At 70.7% G+C, this 19,037-nt stretch carries 15 protein-coding genes; 10 read left to right on the top strand and 5 right to left on the bottom strand.

The features are described from left to right. Positions 1-6 precede the first annotated feature (6 nt). Both HD594_RS11330 and HD594_RS11325 read left to right on the top strand, forming a co-directional pair. The gene (locus HD594_RS11330; RefSeq protein ID WP_271171202.1) at positions 7-738 is read left to right on the top strand and encodes an alanine racemase C-terminal domain-containing protein; all 732 of its coding nucleotides are present in this window, start codon (positions 7-9) and stop codon (positions 736-738) included. After that, the gene (locus HD594_RS11325; RefSeq protein ID WP_271171201.1) at positions 735-1,778 is read left to right on the top strand and encodes an alanine racemase; all 1,044 of its coding nucleotides are present in this window, start codon (positions 735-737) and stop codon (positions 1,776-1,778) included. The genes HD594_RS11330 and HD594_RS11325 overlap by 4 nt, the downstream gene beginning before the upstream one ends. 18 nt (positions 1,779-1,796) lie before the next feature. Here HD594_RS11325 and HD594_RS11320 read toward each other — a convergent pair whose 3' ends face one another. Next, positions 1,797-2,021 (bottom strand): DUF7455 domain-containing protein, encoded by a 225-nt coding sequence (locus HD594_RS11320; RefSeq protein WP_184751058.1) that lies wholly within the window; start codon positions 2,019-2,021, stop codon positions 1,797-1,799. Between the two features lie 169 nt (positions 2,022-2,190). Between HD594_RS11320 and HD594_RS11315 the strand changes: the two genes are divergently transcribed. Continuing rightward, positions 2,191-4,260: a DNA gyrase/topoisomerase IV subunit B gene (locus HD594_RS11315; RefSeq protein WP_373877191.1), complete on the top strand. Its 2,070-nt coding sequence runs from the start codon at positions 2,191-2,193 to the stop codon at positions 4,258-4,260. A 45-nt stretch (positions 4,261-4,305) separates the two neighbouring features. Here the strand turns inward: HD594_RS11315 and HD594_RS11310 are convergent, their stop codons facing one another. Further along, positions 4,306-6,765 carry a DNA gyrase/topoisomerase IV subunit A gene (locus HD594_RS11310; protein WP_184751057.1) on the bottom strand — a complete coding sequence of 820 codons (2,460 nt, stop codon included), beginning with the start codon at positions 6,763-6,765 and terminating at the stop codon, positions 4,306-4,308. A 120-nt stretch (positions 6,766-6,885) separates the two neighbouring features. Between HD594_RS11310 and HD594_RS11305 the strand changes: the two genes are divergently transcribed. After that, positions 6,886-7,956 carry an alkaline phosphatase family protein gene (locus HD594_RS11305; RefSeq protein ID WP_309297724.1) on the top strand — a complete coding sequence of 357 codons (1,071 nt, stop codon included), beginning with the start codon at positions 6,886-6,888 and terminating at the stop codon, positions 7,954-7,956. A 1-nt stretch (position 7,957) separates the two neighbouring features. On the opposite strand, the gene sepH is transcribed toward HD594_RS11305, so the two are convergent. Beyond that, positions 7,958-8,986: a septation protein SepH gene (gene sepH / locus HD594_RS11300; RefSeq protein ID WP_184751055.1), complete on the bottom strand. Its 1,029-nt coding sequence runs from the start codon at positions 8,984-8,986 to the stop codon at positions 7,958-7,960. 212 nt (positions 8,987-9,198) lie between these two features. Between sepH and HD594_RS11295 the strand changes: the two genes are divergently transcribed. Beyond that, the gene (locus tag HD594_RS11295) at positions 9,199-9,492 is read left to right on the top strand and encodes a DUF4193 domain-containing protein (protein ID WP_184751054.1); all 294 of its coding nucleotides are present in this window, start codon (positions 9,199-9,201) and stop codon (positions 9,490-9,492) included. Here HD594_RS11295 and HD594_RS11290 read toward each other — a convergent pair. Further along, complete coding sequence (locus HD594_RS11290) at positions 9,467-9,958, bottom strand: DUF3093 domain-containing protein (protein ID WP_184751053.1); 492 nt, start codon at positions 9,956-9,958, stop codon at positions 9,467-9,469. The two genes, HD594_RS11295 and HD594_RS11290, sit on opposite strands and share 26 nt — an antisense overlap. Positions 9,959-9,982: 24 nt before the next feature. On the opposite strand from HD594_RS11290, the gene dut reads away from it, so the two are divergent. The 5 genes from dut (at position 9,983) to dxs (ending at position 16,803) form a co-directional block, all read left to right on the top strand. Then, a complete protein-coding gene (gene dut, locus HD594_RS11285; protein WP_221446920.1) occupies positions 9,983-10,423 on the top strand; it encodes a dUTP diphosphatase in 441 nt (146 codons plus the stop codon). After that, positions 10,420-11,016 carry a DUF3710 domain-containing protein gene (locus HD594_RS11280; protein WP_184751051.1) on the top strand — a complete coding sequence of 199 codons (597 nt, stop codon included), beginning with the start codon at positions 10,420-10,422 and terminating at the stop codon, positions 11,014-11,016. Before dut ends, HD594_RS11280 begins: the two co-directional genes overlap by 4 nt. Next, positions 11,013-11,741 (top strand): DUF3159 domain-containing protein, encoded by a 729-nt coding sequence (locus tag HD594_RS11275; RefSeq protein ID WP_184751050.1) that lies wholly within the window; start codon positions 11,013-11,015, stop codon positions 11,739-11,741. The genes HD594_RS11280 and HD594_RS11275 overlap by 4 nt, the downstream gene beginning before the upstream one ends. Before the next feature lie 135 nt (positions 11,742-11,876). Then, positions 11,877-14,705, top strand: coding sequence for an aconitate hydratase (locus HD594_RS11270; protein WP_184751049.1), 2,829 nt, complete (start codon positions 11,877-11,879; stop codon positions 14,703-14,705). A 136-nt stretch (positions 14,706-14,841) separates the two neighbouring features. Further along, the gene (gene dxs / locus HD594_RS11265; protein WP_184751048.1) at positions 14,842-16,803 is read left to right on the top strand and encodes a 1-deoxy-D-xylulose-5-phosphate synthase; all 1,962 of its coding nucleotides are present in this window, start codon (positions 14,842-14,844) and stop codon (positions 16,801-16,803) included. 86 nt (positions 16,804-16,889) lie between these two features. On the opposite strand, the gene HD594_RS11260 is transcribed toward dxs, so the two are convergent. Continuing rightward, entirely contained in the window at positions 16,890-19,037 is a 2,148-nt protein-coding gene (locus HD594_RS11260; RefSeq protein ID WP_184752800.1) for a 3-hydroxyacyl-CoA dehydrogenase NAD-binding domain-containing protein, read from the bottom strand.

Raw genomic sequence — 19,037 nt, 5'->3', positions numbered from 1 at the left:
GGGGGCGTGACTGCGGCGAACCTCGGCGGACGACTGCGCGCCGGAGGCAGCGCTCCCCGCGCGGTCGTGTCGCGCGGAGCCCTCGCGCACAACGCCGGGCTGGCCGTCGCCACCGCCGATGCAGCGCTCGTCGGCGACGTCCGGGCGGATGCCTGGGGGCATGGCGCCGTCGCCGTGGGGCGCGCCCTGCTGGCGGCGGGCGTGCCGGTGCTGCGGGTCGACGACGCGGCGGCGGCCGCCCTGTCCGCCGCAGGCGTGGCGGACGACGCCGTCTCGGCCACCGCCGAGCCGACGCTCGACCCCCGCACCGTGCTCGGGCTGCCGGGCGGCGACGCGGCCGCCGAGCCCGCCCTGACGCTGTACGGCGCCATCCTGTCGGTCAAACCGCTGCTGGCCGGCGAGGGCGTCTCGTACGGCTACCGGCATCGCGCATCGGCGGACACGACCATCGCGCTCGTGACCGGCGGCTACGCACAGGGGATCGTCCGCTCCCTGGGCGATCGCGTCGAGGTCGCCAGCCGCGCCGGCCGCCACGCCATCGTCGGGCGCGTCGCCATGGACGTCTGCGTCGTCGACATCGGCGGTGCCGACCTCTCGCGCGGGGACGAGATCGTGTTCTTCGGGGATCCGCGCGCAGCGGCGCCGTCGCTCGCGCCGTGGGAGGCCGGCTCGGGACTGTCAGCAGGCGAGATCGTCGCCGTGATCGGCGCGCGTGCGCTCAGGGAGGACGCCGCGTGAGGGCGGAGCTCGTCATGGACTCGGAGGCGTTCGTCGCGAACCTGGCGGCGATCCGCGCACGCGTGGCGCCCGCGCAGCACATGCTCGTGGTGAAGGACGACGCCTACGGCCACGGCCTTTCCGCGACCGCCGAGCGCGCCTGGGCGGCCGGGATCCGCAGCTTCGGCGCCTTCGACGTGCGCACCGGTGCGGCGGTGCGGGCGGCGGTCGGCGAACAGGCCTCCATCTTCGTGTGGATCGTGGGCACGGCGACGGAGGCTGCCGACGCGATCGCGGCGGGCCTCGAGATCGGCGTCGGCGACGCGCTGCTGCTCGAGGACGTCGCCGACGCCGCGCGGCGCGACGGCCGTGCGGCCCGGATCCATCTGAAGGCCGACACCGGCCTTCACCGCAACGGCGTGCGCCCCGAGGACTGGGATGGCTTCGTCCGCCGGGCGCGCGACCTGGAGCGCCAGGGGGTCCTCGAGGTCGTCGGCGTGTGGAGTCATATCGCCGAGGCGTCGGACGCGGAGGACGACGCGGCGCGCGACCGGTTCGACGTCGCCGTGGCCCGCGCACGCGATGCCGGTCTGGCGCCGCGCGTGCGGCACCTGGCCGCCAGCGCGGCCTCGTTCGCGCGCCCCGGGTTCCGCTACGACATGGTGCGGGTGGGCGCGTTCGCCTACGGCATCCGTCCGGCGGGGGGACCGGGGTCCGCCGACCTCGGCATCCGGCCGATCGCGAGCCTGCGGGCGCCGATTCTGCGCGTCTCGGGCGATCAGGCGATCGCGGCCGTCGGCTCCCTCGACGGGCTGCCGTCGTCGCTCGCGGGTCTCGTCGAGGTCGGGACGCCCGGAGGCAGTCGTTCCCTCCTGGGTATCGGCGCCTACGAGTCGGCCGTGCAGTCGTGGCCGGATGCACGCCCCGGCGACGTCGTCACGGTGTTCGGTCCCGGCGGCAGCGGCGAGGGATCGCCGACCGATCTCGCCGAGGCGATCGACACGATCGGCGAGGAGATCGCGGTCCGGGTGTCACCCGGGATCCCGCGGCGCTGGAACTGAGGCCGGGCGCCCGGGGCGTCAGACGTCGTCGGCCAGGCGCGCGGTCTCGTCGTGCCACGTGGAGGCGACAGCGCGGAGCTTCTCCTCGTACTTGCGGCCGTGGTGCGCGCAGAAGAGCAGCTCGCTGCCGTTGACCTCGGCGGCGATGTACGCCTGCGCTCCGCAGGAGTCGCACCGGTCGACGGCGGTGAGGCGGTACTCGATGAGGGCCGCGGGCTCGGCGGTCGTGGAAATCGTGGTCATGTCTGCCTCCTCGTTCGCGATCAGGTGCTTCTTCTGGTGCTGACATGTAACCACGGGATTGTTTCGAGAATGCCGCGAACGTGTCACAGTTCGCTGACCGCGTACGCGCGAGCCGCGAAGCCGTGTCTGTGCACGGCGACGTCGGGCCCCGCGGATACTCTTGGAGATTGTGACCGCCGAATACTCCGCTCATCACCTGCAGGTCCTCGAGGGCCTCGAGGCGGTGCGCAAGCGCCCGGGCATGTACATCGGCTCCACGGACTCCCGCGGCCTCATGCACTGCCTGTGGGAGATCTTCGACAACTCCGTCGACGAGGCACTGGCCGGTCACGGCTCGCGCATCGACATCGTGCTGCACCCCGACGGCAGCGTCGAGGTCCGCGACCGCGCGCGCGGCATCCCCGTCGACGTCGAGCCGCGCACGGGACTCTCGGGTGTCGAGGTCGTCTTCACCAAGCTCCACGCCGGCGGCAAGTTCGGCGGCGGCTCGTACGCAGCCTCGGGCGGACTGCACGGCGTGGGCGCATCGGTCGTCAACGCGCTGTCCGAGCGCCTCGACGTCGAGGTCGACCGCGGCGGCAAGACGTGGGCGATGTCGTTCCACCGCGGCGAGCCGGGCGTCTTCGCGAACGGCGCGCCGGATTCCGCGTTCACCCCGTTCGAGAGCAGCAGCGAGCTGCGTCAGATCGGCCGAGCACCCAAGGGCGTCACCGGGACCCGCATCCGCTACTGGGCCGACCCGCAGATCTTCACCAAGGACGCCGCCTTCCAGGCGCAGGAGCTCGAGCAGCGCGCACGCCAGACGGCGTTCCTCGTGCCGGGGCTCGAGGTCGTCATCACCGATCAGCGCGGCGACGAGCCCGTCGAGACCACGTACAAGTACGACGGCGGCATCTCGGAGTTCGCCGAGTTCCTCGCGCCCGACGCGCCCGTGACCGACACCTGGCGCCTGGACGGCAGCGGCACGTTCACCGAGACGGTCCCGGTGCTGCAGCCCAGTGGCGCCATGGTGCCGACCGAGGTCGAGCGGGAGTGCCACGTCGACGTCGCCGTGCGGTGGGGGACCGGCTACGAGACGGTCGGGCGATCGTTCGTCAACATCATCGCGACGCCCAAGGGCGGCACCCATCAGCAGGGGTTCGAGCAGGGACTCATGAAGGTCCTGCGGGCGCAGGTCGAGCAGAACGCGCGCAAGCTCAAGGTCGGTAACGACAAGCTCGAGAAGGACGACATGCTCGCCGGGCTCACCGTCGTGCTCACGGTACGTCTGGCCGAGCCGCAGTTCGAGGGTCAGACGAAGGAGGTGCTCGGCACGCCCGCGGTGCGCCAGATCGTGTCGAGCGTCGTCTCGAAGGAGCTCGCCGCGCGCTTCGCCTCCACCAAGCGCGACGACAAGTCGCAGACGACGCAGCTGCTCGAGAAGGTCGTCTCCGAGATGAAGGCGCGCGTCTCGGCGCGCGCCCACAAGGAGACCCAGCGGCGCAAGAACGCCCTGGAGTCCTCGACCCTGCCCGCCAAGCTCGTGGACTGCCGCTCGAACGACGTCGCCGATTCCGAGCTGTTCATCGTCGAGGGCGACTCGGCCCTCGGCACCGCCAAGCTCGCCCGCAACAGCGAGTATCAGGCGCTGCTGCCGATCCGCGGCAAGATCCTCAACGTCCAGAAGGCCTCGATCAGCGACATGCTGTCGAACGCCGAGTGCGCCTCGATCATCCAGGTGATCGGCGCCGGCTCCGGACGGTCGTTCGACATCGACGCGGCCCGCTACGGCAAGGTCATCCTCATGAGCGACGCCGACGTCGACGGCGCCCACATCCGCACGCTGCTGCTGACCCTGTTCTTCCGGTACATGCGCCCGCTGATCGAAGAGGGACGCGTGTTCGCGGCCGTGCCGCCGCTGCATCGCGTCGTGGTGATCAACCCCGGCTCCAAGCCGAACGAGACGATCTACACGTACAGCGAGAAGGAGCTGCACGCCCTGCTGGCCAAGCTCACGAAGGCCGGCAAGCGCTGGCAGGAGCCCATCCAGCGCTACAAGGGCCTCGGCGAGATGGACGCCGAGCAGCTCGCGGGCACGACCATGGACCGCGCCGGCCGTCTGCTGCGCCGCGTGCGCGTGTCGGATGCCGAGGCCGCGTCCGGCGTCTTCGAACTCCTCATGGGCAACGAGGTGGCGCCCCGACGCGAATTCATCATCGACGCGTCCGATCGCCTCGCTCGCGAGCGCATCGACGCCTGACGCGGGCGCCGAGCGGATCGACGCCGCGCGCGGGGCGCTCCGACGTCAGCGGACGACGGTGCCGACCGATCCGATGACCGCGTCGACCGGCTGACCGGACGCATCCCGCTTGGCGCCGCCTTCGGGCAGCTTGCGGGTCGCGCCGTCGGCTCCCACAGCACGGGGGTCGGTGCCCACCCACGCTAGCGTGAGGGCGTCCTCACCCTTCAGGAAGCGCTGTGCCCGCACGCCGCCGGTCGCGCGTCCCTTGACGGGGTACTCCGCGAAGTCCGAGACCTTCGCCGAGCCGGCATCGGCGCCCGAGAGCGCTTCGGACGCGCCGGCGACGGTGATGACGACGGCATCCTCGGCACCCCCCGCGACGACGCCGAAGAAGATCGCGCTCTGGCCCGTCGTCACCCGGATGCCGGCCATGCCGCCGGCGGCGCGGCCCTGCGGCCGGACGGCGTCCGCGCCGAAGCGGAGCAGCTGCGCGTCGGTCGTGACGAACACCAGCTCGCTGTCGTCGGGAGCCGGTGCCGCACCGACGACGCGGTCGCCGGGCTTGAGCGCGATGATCTCGACGTCGTGCTTGGCCGCGAGCTCGGTGGCCGAGACGCGCTTGACGACGCCCTGCGCCGTGCCGAGCGCGATCGGAGGAGACTGCTCGAGGGGCACGAGCGCGACGACGTGCTCGCCCTTGTCGAGGGCGAGGTACTGGTCGACGCGGGTTCCCGCAGCCGGCTGCACCGAGTTGCCGGGCACGGAGGGCAGGTCGACGGGAGAGAACCGCACCAGGCGGCCGGCGCTCGTGACCGCCGCGAGCTCGCCGCGCGTGGTCGTGTCGACCGAGGACCGGATGGCGTCGTGCTTCGCGCGGCGCGTCGGCGTGACGATCCCGCCGGTCGGGTCGTCCGCCGACAGCTCGGCGCGCACCATGCGTCCCGTCGACGACAGGAACACGCGACACGGCGCATCCGCGATCTGCAGGTCGGGCGCCTGCTTCGAGCGCGACGAGCGCGCCTGCACCGGGCCGCCGTTGAGCAGCAGGGTGCGACGAGGGGTCCCGAACGCCTCGGCGGCCGCGTCGAGCTCGGTGGCGACCTGCGCGCGCAGCAGCGCGTCGCTGGCGAGGAGCTCGCGCAGCGCCGCGATCTCGGCCTGCAGGGTATCGCGCTCCTTCTCCAGCTCGATGCGGGAGAACTTCGTCAGGCGTCGCAGGCGCAGTTCGAGGATGTACTCCGACTGGGCCTGGGAGAGGTCGAAGACGTCCATGAGCCGCGTGCGGGCCTGGTCGCTGTCGTCCGAGGTGCGGATGACCTGTATCACCTCGTCGATGTCGAGGATCGCGATGAGCAGCCCCTCCACGAGGTGGAGCCGCTCGGTGCGGCGGGCCAGCCGGAACTCGCTGCGGCGCGTGACGACGCGCAGGCGGTGGCCGAGGTAGACCTGCAGCATCTCCTTGAGCCCGAGGGTCTGCGGCTGACCGTCGACGAGGGCGACGTTGTTGATGCCGAACGAGTCCTCGAGCGGGGTCACCCGGTACAGCTGCTGGAGCACGGCCTGCGGGTCGAACCCGGTCTTGATGCCGATCACCAGGCGCAGACCCTGGCGGCGGTCGGTCAGATCGGTGACATCGGCGATGCCCTGCAGCTTCTTCGCGCCGACGGCGTCCTTGATCTTCTCGATGATGCGCTCGGGCCCCACCAGATAGGGGAGCTCGGTGACGATCAGGCCGGTGCGGCGGGGCCCGATGGGCTCGATCGAGACCTTGGCGCGCGTCCGGAAGACGCCGCGGCCGCGGGCATAGGCGTCCTTGATGCCGTCGAGGCCCACGATGATGCCGCCCGAGGGCAGATCGGGCCCCGGCACGAACTCCATGAGCTCCTCGAGCGTCGCCTCGGGGTTCTCGAGGAGGTGCGTCGCGGCCGCGACCACCTCGTTGAGGTTGTGCGGCGCCATGTTCGTGGCCATGCCGACCGCGATGCCCGAGGCGCCGTTGACCAGGAGGTTGGGGAAGGCCGCCGGCAGCACTTCGGGCTGCTGGAACTGGCCGTCGTAGTTCGGGATGAAGTCGACGACGTCCTCGTCGAGGTTCTCGGTCAGCGCGAGCGCGGGCGGAGCCAGGCGCGCCTCGGTGTACCGCGCGGCGGCGGGACCGTCGTCGAGCGAGCCGAAGTTGCCGTGGCCGTCCACGAGCGGCACCCGCAGTGAGAACGGCTGCGCCAGGCGCACGAGGGCGTCGTAGATCGCCGCGTCGCCGTGCGGATGGAGCTTTCCCATCACCTCGCCGACGACGCGCGCGCTCTTGACGTGTCCGCGATCGGGGCGCAGCCCCATCTCGGCCATCTGGAACAGGATGCGGCGCTGCACGGGCTTGAGCCCGTCGCGCGCGTCGGGCAGAGCGCGCGAGTAGATGACCGAGTAGGCGTACTCGAGGAACGACCCCTGCATCTCTGTCGAGACGTCGACGTCTTCGATGCGGCCGTGGTCTGCGGCGGAGGAGTCTGTGCGGGATGCGGGCATGACGATGTGGTGGCCTCGTGATACGGCGGGCGGGAGGGGGCCGGAGTGCGATGTGCGAGACTGGCCCGGATGTCCCTCAGCCTACCTGCGGACCCGGCGCGAGCCCGGAGCCTCACCGACGTGGCGTCGCAGATGATCGCCGCGCTCGACGGACGCTCGGAGTGGTTCTCGCCGGCGCGGAGCGTCATCGCCTTCGTGATCGACGGCCTCGGAGCGCGCAACCTGAGCGCGCGTGCGGGGCACGCGCGCTTCCTCGCGCGCGCCGGCTCCAAGCGGGACGTCGCGTGCACCGTCTTCCCGTCGACCACGGCGAGCGCGCTGACGAGCCTGCTGACGACCTCGCCGGTGGGACGGCACGGCATCGTCGGCTACCGGGCGCTCGTCCCCGGCTCCGGCGACGTCGTCAACCAGCTCCGCGGGTGGGACGCCGGCGAGCTCGCGGACGAGTGGCAGCGCGCCGCGCCGATCACGGCGGGCGAGCGCCGGTGCTTCGCCGTGAGCAAGGAGGAGTACGCGGGGACGGGGTTCACGCGGGTGACGCTCGTCGGCGCCGAGTTCCACGGAGCCGACGACCTCGGTGAACGCGTGCGCCTGGCGGCGGATCTCGCATCGCGGCATCCGGGCTCGTTCACGTATCTGTACGCACCGGAGCTCGACGCGATCGGGCACCGGCGCGGCTGGGAGTCGGACGACTGGGTGGGCATGCTCGAGCGTGTGGACGCGGCCGTGCAGGACCTGGCCGGGTCCGCCGCCGCGGGCACCGGAATCGTCGTCACCGCCGACCACGGCATGGTCGACGTCCCGCGGCGCCGGCACGTGCTGCTGGCGGAGGGCGATGCGCTCACCGAAGGCGTGCGACACATCGGGGGAGAGCCGCGCATGCTCCACCTGTATGCGGAAGCGGATGCGGCGGGCCACGTGCTGGCGTCGTGGCGTGCCGCCGAGGGCCACCGCTCGTGGGTCCTCTCGCGCGACGAGGCGATCGGAGCCGGGCTGTTCGGCCCGCTCGTCGACGACGAGGTGTCGCACCGGATCGGCGACGTCCTCGTCGCGGCCCGCGCCGGGATCGCCTACTACGACGATCGCGTGGCGGACAAGGGACCTCAGCGCATGATCGGCCAGCACGGGTCGCTCACCGACGAGGAGCGCGTCGTCCCGCTGCTGCGCCTGGGCGCGTTCGCGACGGAGTGAGTCACTCCTCGGTGCGGGCGCCGAAGACGATCTCGTCCCACGAGGGCATCGATGTGCGCCCCTTGCGCCGTCCCGCCTCGGCCACCGCCGGCGCGGGAGGAGCCTCCTCCTCTTCGACCGGGATCTCATCGGCGGGCTCGTAGTCGGGCTCGAGGGCGTCGAACAGGGCGACCGGCGCGGGATGCCGTTCGGTCTGCTCATCCATGCCCGGGAGTGGTTCGCGCTGCCCGCGGCGCCGGCGAAGCGCTTCGAGCAGGTCGGCGGTCTCCGCAGAGGTGGACACCGGCTCCTCGCGCCGCTTGATTGCGGCCTCCTGGGCCGGTGACGGGGCCGGAACGAGCTCCGGCGCCTCGACGGCGGCCTCGGGCTCGGCGTCCCGCCGCGGGCCGAACGATCCGGTGTCGAAGCGCGAGTCGTCCTTCTGGGCGCCGTTGTCCAGCGCGCGCAGCCGCGGGATGAGCCCCTCGGGGAGCGACCCCTGACGTGAGAGCTGCACGGCGTCGGCGTTCTGAGGGGTGAGCGTGCTGCGCCGCGGCTCGAAGCCCCACCGGGCGTCGTGGTCGACGTCCGCCGAGGTGAACTCCACCTTCACGACCCAGCCGGACTGCTCCTTCCAGCTCGTCCATCGCTCGCCGATCGCGCCCGCCTCGCTCAGCTTGGTGCGGACGGCGGCGCCGAACGTCGGCTGCGAATCGGACTCGAAGTCGCCGGCTACGAGCACGGGCACCGCCAGCGCCTGTCCGACGATGTGCTCCCGCTCGGCGAGCACCGGCCCTTCGAAGCGGCGGATGTCCTCGACGCGGGCGCCCAGGAGATCGGCCACCTCCTCCGTCGACAGTCCCGCTCGGATGTGGGACTGGATGTCGCGGGGGCTCGGCCGGGGCCGGTCGGGCTCCGCGGTCTGGTCGCGGCGTGCGCGGCGAAGTTCGGCGCGGAGCACCTCGTCCAGCGACAGCGCGAACCTGTCGCCTGCCTCGTTCGCCATGACGAGACGGTCGTTCTCCGTTCCAATGAGCCTGAGCTGTTCCATGCGAACGCCTCTTTCGATCCAGCCGTCTGCGCAACATGCTGACACAGCGACACGTCCGGACCGGGAATATCCCGCGCGTGGCGCGGGTTTGGGCGGGGTGCACGCATCGACGGCGGAAATCGCATTTGCGAAAACAGGCCCGTTCGTGCAAACTATGGCCGCCCGATTCGCCGGGCACCCTGTGAGACTCCCGGAAGTAGAGACATCCACCTATGGCAACCGACTACGACGCCCCCCGCAAGTCCGAAGACGACAGCGAGTCGATCGAGGCTCTCAAGGAGCGCGTTCCCGACAAGCGCTCGGGCTCGGTGGACGTCGAGGACTCGGACAACCCCTCGGGCTTCGAGCTGCCCGGCGCGGACCTGTCCGACCTGGAACTGGATGTGGTCGTCCTGCCACCGCAGGAGGACGAGTTCACCTGCATGAACTGCTTCCTCGTGAAGCACCGCTCGCAGCTCGACCACGAGGGCTCCGACGGGCCTATCTGCTCGGAGTGCTCCGCCTGACCTGAGCGCGGCGCACCGCCGCGGCCAGCCGGTCCGGCGTGCGGGACGACAGAACCCACGCCGGAGCCGGATCCACCGGGTCGAGCACCGGGATCGAGACGATCCCGTCGATGCCGCCCCGGATCACGTGCCAGCACCGCGGGTCCAGATCCTGGCCGCGAGCGAGCCTCGCCGGCTCGCCGGCGAGCACCTGCGGGGCACCCAGCAGCGAGACCTCGATGTGCGCCCGCCCGGCCCTCAGCTCTCCCTCGGCGACCTCGAGCACCGGCGATGCCAGGACGAGCAGCGCGATGACCGCGACGCCCACGAGCGCTCCGGCGACCAGGGCCAGCGTCGTGTCGACCGGCGCGAACACCAGCGCCACCATCGGCGCGGCGCCGCCGGCGGCGGCGAGCACCCACAGCGATGGGCTCAGGCGTTCGCGGTACGTCTCTGCGTGGTCGACATGGCTCACGGTGATCTGCATTACCCTCGTGGAGTGACTGAATCGATGGACGTCCCCATTATCGCGTCCGAGGTTCCCGTGTACGCCCATCCGGGTGACGCCGGCGCGGATCTCGTCTCGGCAGAGGACGTGAGGCTCGAGCCCGGCCAGCGTGCACTGGTCGGAACCGGTGTCCGCATCGCCCTGCCCGACGGCTACGCGGCCTTCGTGGTGCCGCGCAGCGGCCTCGCCGCCAAGCACGGCATCACCATCGTCAACTCGCCGGGCACGGTCGACGCCGGATATCGCGGCGAGATCAAGGTCGCGCTGCTGAACACCGACGCCGCGCACGCCTTCGACATCGCGGTGGGCGACCGCATCGCGCAGCTGATCCTCATGCCCGTCCCGCGGGCCCGCTTCATCCCGGTCGACGAACTGCCCGACAGCACCCGAGGCGAGGGCGGCTTCGGATCGACCGGCTACCAGAAGGAAGAAGTCCAGGCATGACCGACACCACACCCGCCGGCGCGGCCGACAAGTCGGCTCCCGACGACCGCCCGACCGGGGGACCGTTCGACGAGTCCGAGGCGAACCCGGTGCGTCCCTACATCGACCTGGGCGGGATCAAGGTGCTTCCGCGCGACGGGCTGAACCTGCGGCTCGAGGTCGAGGAGCAGACCAAGCGCATCGTCGCGGTGGGTCTGGACTACGCCGGGTCCACGCTGCAGGTGCAGCCCTTCGCCGCTCCGCGCTCGAGCGGTCTGTGGCACGAGACGCGCGAGCAGATCCGCGGTCAGATCCGGCAGCAGGGCGGGCGCGTCGAGGAGCGCGAGGGGCCTCTCGGCCCCGAACTGCTCGCCGAGGTCCCGGTGGCCGCGGCCGGCGGCGGCGCCGGCACCCGCCTGGCCCGCTTCGTGGGCGTCGACGGGCCGCGCTGGTTCCTGCGCGGCGTGATCGGCGGCGCCGCGACCTCCGACGTGGAGTCGGCGGCGAAGGTCGAGGAGCTGTTCCGCTCGCTCGTGGTCGTCCGGGGCGGCTCTCCGATGCCCCCGCGCGATCTCATCCCGCTGCGGATGCCGGCGACGCCGGGATCGGCATGACCGACCCCCGGGAACCCGATCCGGAGCCCAGCGCCTCCGAGATGCTGGGTCAGGCTCTCGGCGGCGCGGCGCGGCGCGCCGGTCTGGACCCGTCGGAGGGCGCTTCGACCGGGCACGTCGTCTGGAAGGCGATGGGCGGCTGGCGCGGGGTGCTCGAGTCCGTCCTGCCCGGCCTGGTCTTCATCGTGGTGTACACGGTCACCATCGACCCGGCGACCGGCGACGGCGCGCTGTGGCTCGCGCTCGGGCTGTCGGTCGGGATCGCCGCCGTCTTCACGATCCTGCGGCTCATCGCCCGACAGCCGGCCTCGGCGGCGATCGGCGGGCTGATCGCGGTCGCGGTCGCGGCGCTGTTCGCCCTCCTCACCGGCGAGGCCAGCAACAACTTCGTCCCCGGCTTCATCACCAACGCGGTGTACGGCACGGCGTTCCTGGTGTCTGCGCTGGTCGGATGGTCGCTGATCGGCCTGGCCGGCGGGTTCCTGATGGGAGAGGGGACGGCGTGGCGGCAGGACCGGCGAAAGCGCCGTGTCTACTTCTGGCTCGCCATCGCATGGGCCGGACTGTTCGCCGCCCGTCTCGCGGTCCAGCTGCCGTTCTACTTCGCCGATGACGTGACCGCGCTGGGGACGCTGAAGCTCGTCATGGGCCTGCCGCTGTTCGCCCCGATGGTCGCGGTGACGTGGCTCGCCGCGCGCGCTCTCTACCCGCGCCGCGACACCTGATACATTTATCTCGACATCGAGATAAATTCCCGCCCCGCGGTTAGGTCCGCCTCACTAGCAGTCCGATGCGCGCGCGGGGGATGATGGGCGGAGACGGGGCCATGTCCTGTCCCGCCGCCGACGAAGGAGACACACGTGTCCAGTGTTGACAGCTTCGGTGCCAAGAGCACCCTGACGGTCGGCAGCACCGACTATGAGATCTTCCGCATCGACACGGTGCCCGGCTACGACAAGCTGCCGTTCAGCCTGAAGGTCCTGCTCGAGAACCTGCTCCGCACCGAGGACGGCGCGAACGTCACGAAGGAGCAGATCGAGGCGCTGGGATCGTGGGATCCGACGGCCGAGCCCGACACCGAGATCCAGTTCACGCCCGCACGCGTGGTCATGCAGGACTTCACGGGCGTCCCCTGCATCGTCGACCTCGCGACGATGCGCGAGGCCGTCACGGCCCTCGGCGGCGACCCGAACAAGATCAACCCGCTGTCGCCGGCCGAGATGGTCATCGACCACTCCGTCATCGCCGACCTCTTCGGCAGCGAGAACGCCCTCGAGCGCAACGTCGAGATCGAGTACCAGCGCAACGGCGAGCGGTACCAGTTCCTGCGCTGGGGTCAGACCGCGTTCGACGACTTCAAGGTCGTGCCCCCGGGGACGGGCATCGTCCACCAGGTGAACATCGAGCACCTCGCGAAGGTCATCTACGACCGCGAGGTCGGCGGAGCGCTGCGCGCGTACCCCGACACGTGCGTCGGCACCGACTCGCACACGACGATGGTCAACGGCCTGGGCGTCCTCGGCTGGGGCGTCGGCGGCATCGAGGCCGAGGCCGCGATGCTCGGCCAGCCGGTGTCGATGCTCATCCCGCGCGTGGTCGGCTTCAAGCTGACCGGCGAGATCCCGGCGGGCGTCACCGCGACCGACGTCGTCCTCACGATCACCGACATGCTGCGCAAGCACGGCGTGGTCGGCAAGTTCGTGGAGTTCTACGGCGCCGGCGTCGGGTCGGTCCCGCTCGCGAACCGCGCGACGATCGGCAACATGAGCCCCGAGTTCGGCTCGACCGCTGCGATGTTCCCCATCGACGACGTCACGCTGGAGTACCTGCGCCTCACCGGCCGCGACGAGCAGGCCGTGGCCCTCGTCGAGGAGTACGCCAAGCTGCAGTCGCTCTGGCACGACCCGTCCACCGAGCCCGTCTACAGCGAGTACATGGAGCTCGACCTCTCGACCGTCGTCCCGTCGATCGCCGGACCCAAGCGTCCCCAGGACCGCATCCTCCTCGCAGACGCGAAGACCCAGTTCAACGCGGACCTCACCAACTACGCCGACGAGGACCACGACCTGGTCGACCTGACGATCTCGGAGTCGTTCCCGGCCTCCGACCCGCCCGGACTCACGCCCGAGGACGAGCACAGCCACCACGAGCACCACCACCACTCGCACGCACCGACGACCGTGTCCAAGCCCACGCCGGTGAAGACCGCCGACGGGGCGTCGTACACGCTGAACCACGGTTCGGTGGCCCTCGCCGCGATCACCTCGTGCACCAACACCTCCAACCCCTCCGTCATGATCGCCGCCGGCCTGCTGGCCAAGAAGGCGCTCGACAAGGGCCTGAAGACGAAGCCCTGGGTCAAGACCACGCTCGGCCCCGGCTCCAAGGTCGTCACCGACTACTACGAGAAGTCGGGCCTGGACAAGGCGCTCGAGGGCCTCGGCTTCTTCACCGTCGGCTACGGCTGCACGATCTGCATCGGCAACTCCGGTCCGCTCATCGAAGAGGTCTCCACGGCGGTCAACGCCAACGACCTCGCCGTCACGGCGGTGCTCTCGGGCAACCGGAACTTCGAGGGCCGCATCAGCCCCGACGTGAAGATGAACTACCTCGCGTCGCCGCCGCTCGTGGTGGCCTACGCGCTGGCCGGCTCGATGAACTTCGACTTCGAGACCGACCCGCTCGGCACGGACGCGGACGGCAACGACGTGTTCCTCAAGGACGTGTGGCCGGGCCCCGACGAGGTGCAGGAGATCATCGACTCGTCGATCTCCCGCGAGCAGTTCATCAAGCAGTACGCGACCGTGTTCGAGGGCGACGAGCGCTGGAAGACCCTGCCCACGCCCACCGGGCCGGTCTTCGAGTGGGATGTCGACTCGACGTACGTGCGCAAGGCGCCCTACTTCGACGGCATGTCGATGGAGCTGACGCCCGTGAGCGACATCTCGGGGGCGCGCGTGATGGCGACGCTCGGCGATTCGGTCACCACCGACCACATCAGCCCGGCGGGCAACATCAAGCCCGGAACCCCCGCCGCGCAGTACCTCACCGAGCACGGCGTCGAGCGCAAGGACTTCAACTCGTACGGCTCGCGTCGCGGCAACCACGAGGTGATGATCCGCGGCACGTTCGCGAACATCCGCCTGAAGAACCTGATGGTCAGCGCGGTCAACGACGGTCAGGTCGTCGAGGGCGGCTACACGCGCGACTTCACGCAGCCGGGCGGTCCGCAGTCGTACATCTACGACGCCTGCATGAACTACGCCGCCGAGGGCACCTCTCTCGTGGTGTTCGGCGGCAAGGAGTACGGTTCGGGCTCGTCGCGCGACTGGGCCGCCAAGGGTACGAGCCTGCTGGGCGTCAAGGCCGTCATCACCGAGAGCTTCGAGCGCATCCACCGCTCGAACCTCATCGGCATGGGCGTCGTCCCGCTGCAGTTCCCCGCCGGCGAGAGCTGGGAGTCGCTGGGCCTGGACGGCACCGAGATCGTCTCGATCGCGGGTCTCGAGCAGCTGAACGAGGGCGTGACCCCGAAGACGGTCCGCGTGACCGCCGCGCCGAGCGAGTTCTCGCGCGAGGGCAAGCCGACGGTCGAGTTCGACGCGGTCGTCCGCATCGACACCCCCGGTGAGGCCGACTACTACCGCAACGGCGGCATTCTGCAGTACGTGCTGCGTTCGCTCGTCTGAATCGTCGCGAGGGCCCGGGACAGCCGTGTCCCGGGCCCTCGCGCGTTCGGCGTCGATCAGGCTCGTCGCGAAGGCCGCAGGTAGAATCGACGGACCGAGACCGCGCTCCCACTCCGACGGGGGCAGAAGGAGACTGATGGCGCTGCTGGACTCGATCGCCGGCCCTCGCGATCTGGACTCGCTGACCCTCGAGCAGCTCGACGAGCTCGCCGCCGAGATCCGCGGGTTCCTCATCGAGAACGTCGCGCGCACCGGCGGCCACCTCGGGCCGAACCTGGGCGTCGTCGAGCTCACGATCGCGCTCCACCGCGTCTTCGACTCTCCGGCCGACCCGATCATCTTCGACACGGGTCACCAGTCGTACGTGCACAAGCTGCTCACCGGACGCCAGGACTTCTCGCGCCTGCGCGCCCGCGGCGGGCTGGCCGGCTACCCGCAGCGGTCCGAGAGCGAGCACGACGTCGTCGAGTCCTCGCACGCGTCCAGCTCGCTCAGCTGGGCCGATGGCGTCTCGCGTGCCCTGACCCAGACCGGCCGCAACGACCGCCACGTCGTCGCCGTCGTCGGCGACGGCTCGCTGACGGGCGGCATGACCTGGGAGGCGCTCAACAACATCTCCGACGACAACGATCGCAACCTCGTGATCGTCGTCAACGACAACGGCCGGTCCTATGCGCCCACGATCGGGGGCATGGCGCGCTACCTCAACCGCGTCCGCACGGCCGACACGTACCGCAACCTGCGTCGCGGGTCCGCGAGCCTGTTCGCCAAGCTCGGGCCGGTCGGCCGTGCGATCTACCGGGGCGTGCGCGGCGGCACGCGCGGGTTCCTGTCGCGCTTCACCAACAACGCCGATCTGTACTCGAACCTCGACATCAAATACCTCGGCCCGATCGACGGTCACGACCTCGGCACGCTCCTGGAGACCCTCGAGCTCGCGAAGGAGTTCGGCTCGCCGGTCATCGTCCACGCCATCACCGAGAAGGGCCGCGGCTTCCAGCCGGCTCGAGACGACGAGGCCGACCAGTTCCACGCCGTCGGCAAGATCGACCCCGTCACGGGCGCGTCGCTCGGCGGCGGTGGCGGCGCGCAGGCGTGGACGGATGTGTTCGCCGACGAGCTCGTGCACGTCGGCGAGGACCGCGACGACGTCATCGCGATGACGGCGGCCATGCTTCGCCCCGTCGGTCTGCAGCCGTTCTCGGAGCGGTTCCCCGGCCGCGTCTACGACGTCGGCATCGCCGAGCAGCACGCCGCGGCTTCGGCCGCGGGCCTGGCGTTCGGCGGACTGCATCCGGTCGTGGCGATCTACGCGACGTTCATGAACCGCGCCTTCGACCAGGTGCTCATGGACGTGGCGCTGCATCGCGCGGGAGTGACGTTCGTGCTCGACCGCGCCGGCGTCACCGGGCCCGACGGCCCGAGCCACCACGGGATCTGGGATCTGGCCCTCCTGCAGCTGGTGCCGCACATCCGCATCGCAGCTCCGCGCGACGCCGCACGGCTCCGCGAGGAGCTCCGCGAAGCCGTGGCCGTCGAGGACGGACCCACGGTGGTGCGGTTCCCGAAGGGGTCCGTCGCCGCCGAGCTCCCGGCGATCGAGCGCCTCGACGACGGCACCGACGTGCTGTACCGGGCCGGAGCCGAAGACGTCCTGATCGTGGGCATCGGCTCGATGGCGCACCTTGCCGTCGACGTCGCCGAGCGCCTTCGCGCGCAGGGGATCGGCGCGACGGTCGTGGACCCGCGCTGGGCGATCCCCGTGCAGCCGGCCATCGTCTCGCTCGCAGCCGCGCATCGCCTCGTCATCACGATCGAGGACGGCATCCGCGTGGGCGGCATCGGCACGCGCGTGCGCCAGGTGCTGCGCGAGGCCGGGATCGACACCGCGGTGGACGAGCTGGGCGTGCCGGATGAGTTCATCGACCACGCCTCCCGCGACGAGATCCTCGTGGACGCCGGACTGACCGCGGCCAAGATCGCACAGGACGTCGTCGCGCAGGTGCTGGGCACGCGCATCCCGATCGCGCGTCCGACGACCGACACCGGCACGATCAGCCTCCCCGCCGCTGCAGAGGCCCGCGACACTCGACGCTGACCGCCCGCGCCCGGAGGCGGGCACGTCGCGGAAACGACAGCGGCCCCGAGCCGAAGCCCGGAGCCGCTGTCACTCGGTTGTGGGGCTCAGCCCGCCGCGATGCCGCGGATGGGCGGCTGGTGGAACGTGGCTCCGAAGACCCGCTCCGACGCGCCCTCGCGGTCGAGGTACGCCGAGGCCCCGCCGTCGATCATGGGCCATCTGCCGCCGAAGATGAGGCACAGGTCGATGTCCTCGACCTCGGGCACCACGCCCTCGTCGAGCATGATCTTCATCTCGTTCGCGAGGCCGTCCTGCACGCGGCGAAGGATCTCCTCCTCCGAGACCGGGGTCTGGCCGACGGCGCCCTTGAGCACCTTCTCGGCCGCCTTGGTCCAGCCCGTGACGCGACCCGCCTTGTCCTTCTCGACGACCTGCTCGAGCTCGGCGAGCTCGTGGAAGTTGTCCGACGAGAAGAAGCGGTCGGGGTACGCCTGAACCATGGTGTCCTGCACGTGGGCCGCGACCTTCCAGCCGACCAGGTCGATCAGCTGGAATGGCGCCATCGGCAGGCCGAGGGGCGCGTATGCCTTCTCGATCGTCAGCAGCGGCGTGCCCTCGTATAGCGCGCGAGCGGCCTCGCCGAACACCTTGGCGATGAGGCGGTTGAAGACGAAGCCCGGTGCGTCCGCGGTCAGCACTGCGCTCTTGCCGAGCGCCTTGGCGGTCACGAACGCCGTGGACAGCGCCTCGTCGGTGGTGTTCGGCGTCTTCACGATCTCGACGAGCGGCATCACCGACACCGGGTTGAAGAAGTGGAAGCCCAGGAGTCGCTCGGGGTGTGCCAGCTTCGCGCCGATCTCCTCGACGGAAAGCGACGAGGTGTTCGTGGCCAGGATCGCATCGTCGGCGATGTACTGTTCGACCTCGCCGAAGACCTGCTGCTTGACCGAGACCTCCTCGAACACCGCCTCGATGACGAAATCGCAGTCGGCGTACTCGCTCTTGTCGGTCGTGCCGCGGACGAGGGCGCGGAGCCTGTTCGCCGCGTCGCCGTCGAGGCGCCCCTTGGCCTCGAGCTTGCCGATCTCGTCGTGGATGTACGCGATGCCCTTGTCGACGCGCGTCTGATCGAGGTCGGTGATGAGGACGGGCACCTGGAGCTTGCGGACGAACAGCAGCGCGAACTGGCTCGCCATCAGGCCGGCGCCGATGATGCCGACCTTCTGCACCTTCTTGGCGAGCGCCTTGTCGGGCGCGCCGACGGGGCGCTTCGCACGCTTCTGCACCAGGTCGAAGGCGTACATCGACGCCGCGAACTGGTCCCCGGTGACGAGGTCTGCCAGCGCCTCGTCCTCGCGCGCGAAGCCCTCGGCCTTGGTGCCGCTCTTGGCCTTGTCGAGCAGGTCGAGCGCGACGTACGGCGAGAGAGGCACCGTGCCGATCTGCGACTCGAGCATGCCGCGGGCCATCTTGATCGCGATCGGCCACTTCGTCAGACGCTCGACCTTGCCCGGCGCGTTCTTGCGCTCGACCTTGACCGTGCCGCTCAGCACGCCGTCGGCCCACCGCAGCGAATCCTCGAGGTAGTTGCCCGCCGGGAAGATCGCGTCCATGATCCCGTAGTCGAACGCCTGTTGAGGCTTGAGCATCCGGTTGAACTTGAGCGGGTTGGAGATGACGACCTCGAGGGCCTTCTCGATCCCGATGAGGTTCGGCAGCAGGTAGGCGCCGCCCCAGCCGGGGATGATGCCGAGGAAGACCTCGGGGAGCCCGATCGCGGCGGCGGAGGCGTCCACCGTGCGGTAGCTGGAGTTCAGCGCGATCTCGAGGCCGCCGCCGAGCGCGAGGCCGTTGACGAACGCGAACGAGGGCACGCCGAGTTCGCCGAGGGTCCCGAGCACCTTGTGGCCGAGCTGAGCGACCAGGCGCGCGTTGTCCTTCGAGCCGACCTTCGTGATGTCGCTCAGGTCGGCGCCGGCGGCCAGGATGTACTGCTTGCCCGTGATGCCGACGGCGTCGATCTCACCGGCGGCGGCGCGGGCCTTGAGCGCGTCGAGCGTCTCGCCGAGCTCGGCCATGGTGGCGGGGCCCAGGGTGTTCGGGCGCGTGTGGTCGCGTCCGTTGTCGAGCGTGATGAGCGCGAGGGTCTTGCCCGACGGCAGACGGACGTCCCGCACGGGGGAGTGCGTGACCACTTCGTCGTCGGTGAGGGCGAGGATGGGCGAGAAGTCGATCTCGTCGTAGTTGGTCAT

This window comes from Microbacterium thalassium, assembly GCF_014208045.1.
In the GTDB taxonomy this organism is placed as follows: domain Bacteria; phylum Actinomycetota; class Actinomycetes; order Actinomycetales; family Microbacteriaceae; genus Microbacterium; species Microbacterium thalassium.
This window is presented reverse-complemented; position numbering and strand designations above follow the sequence as displayed.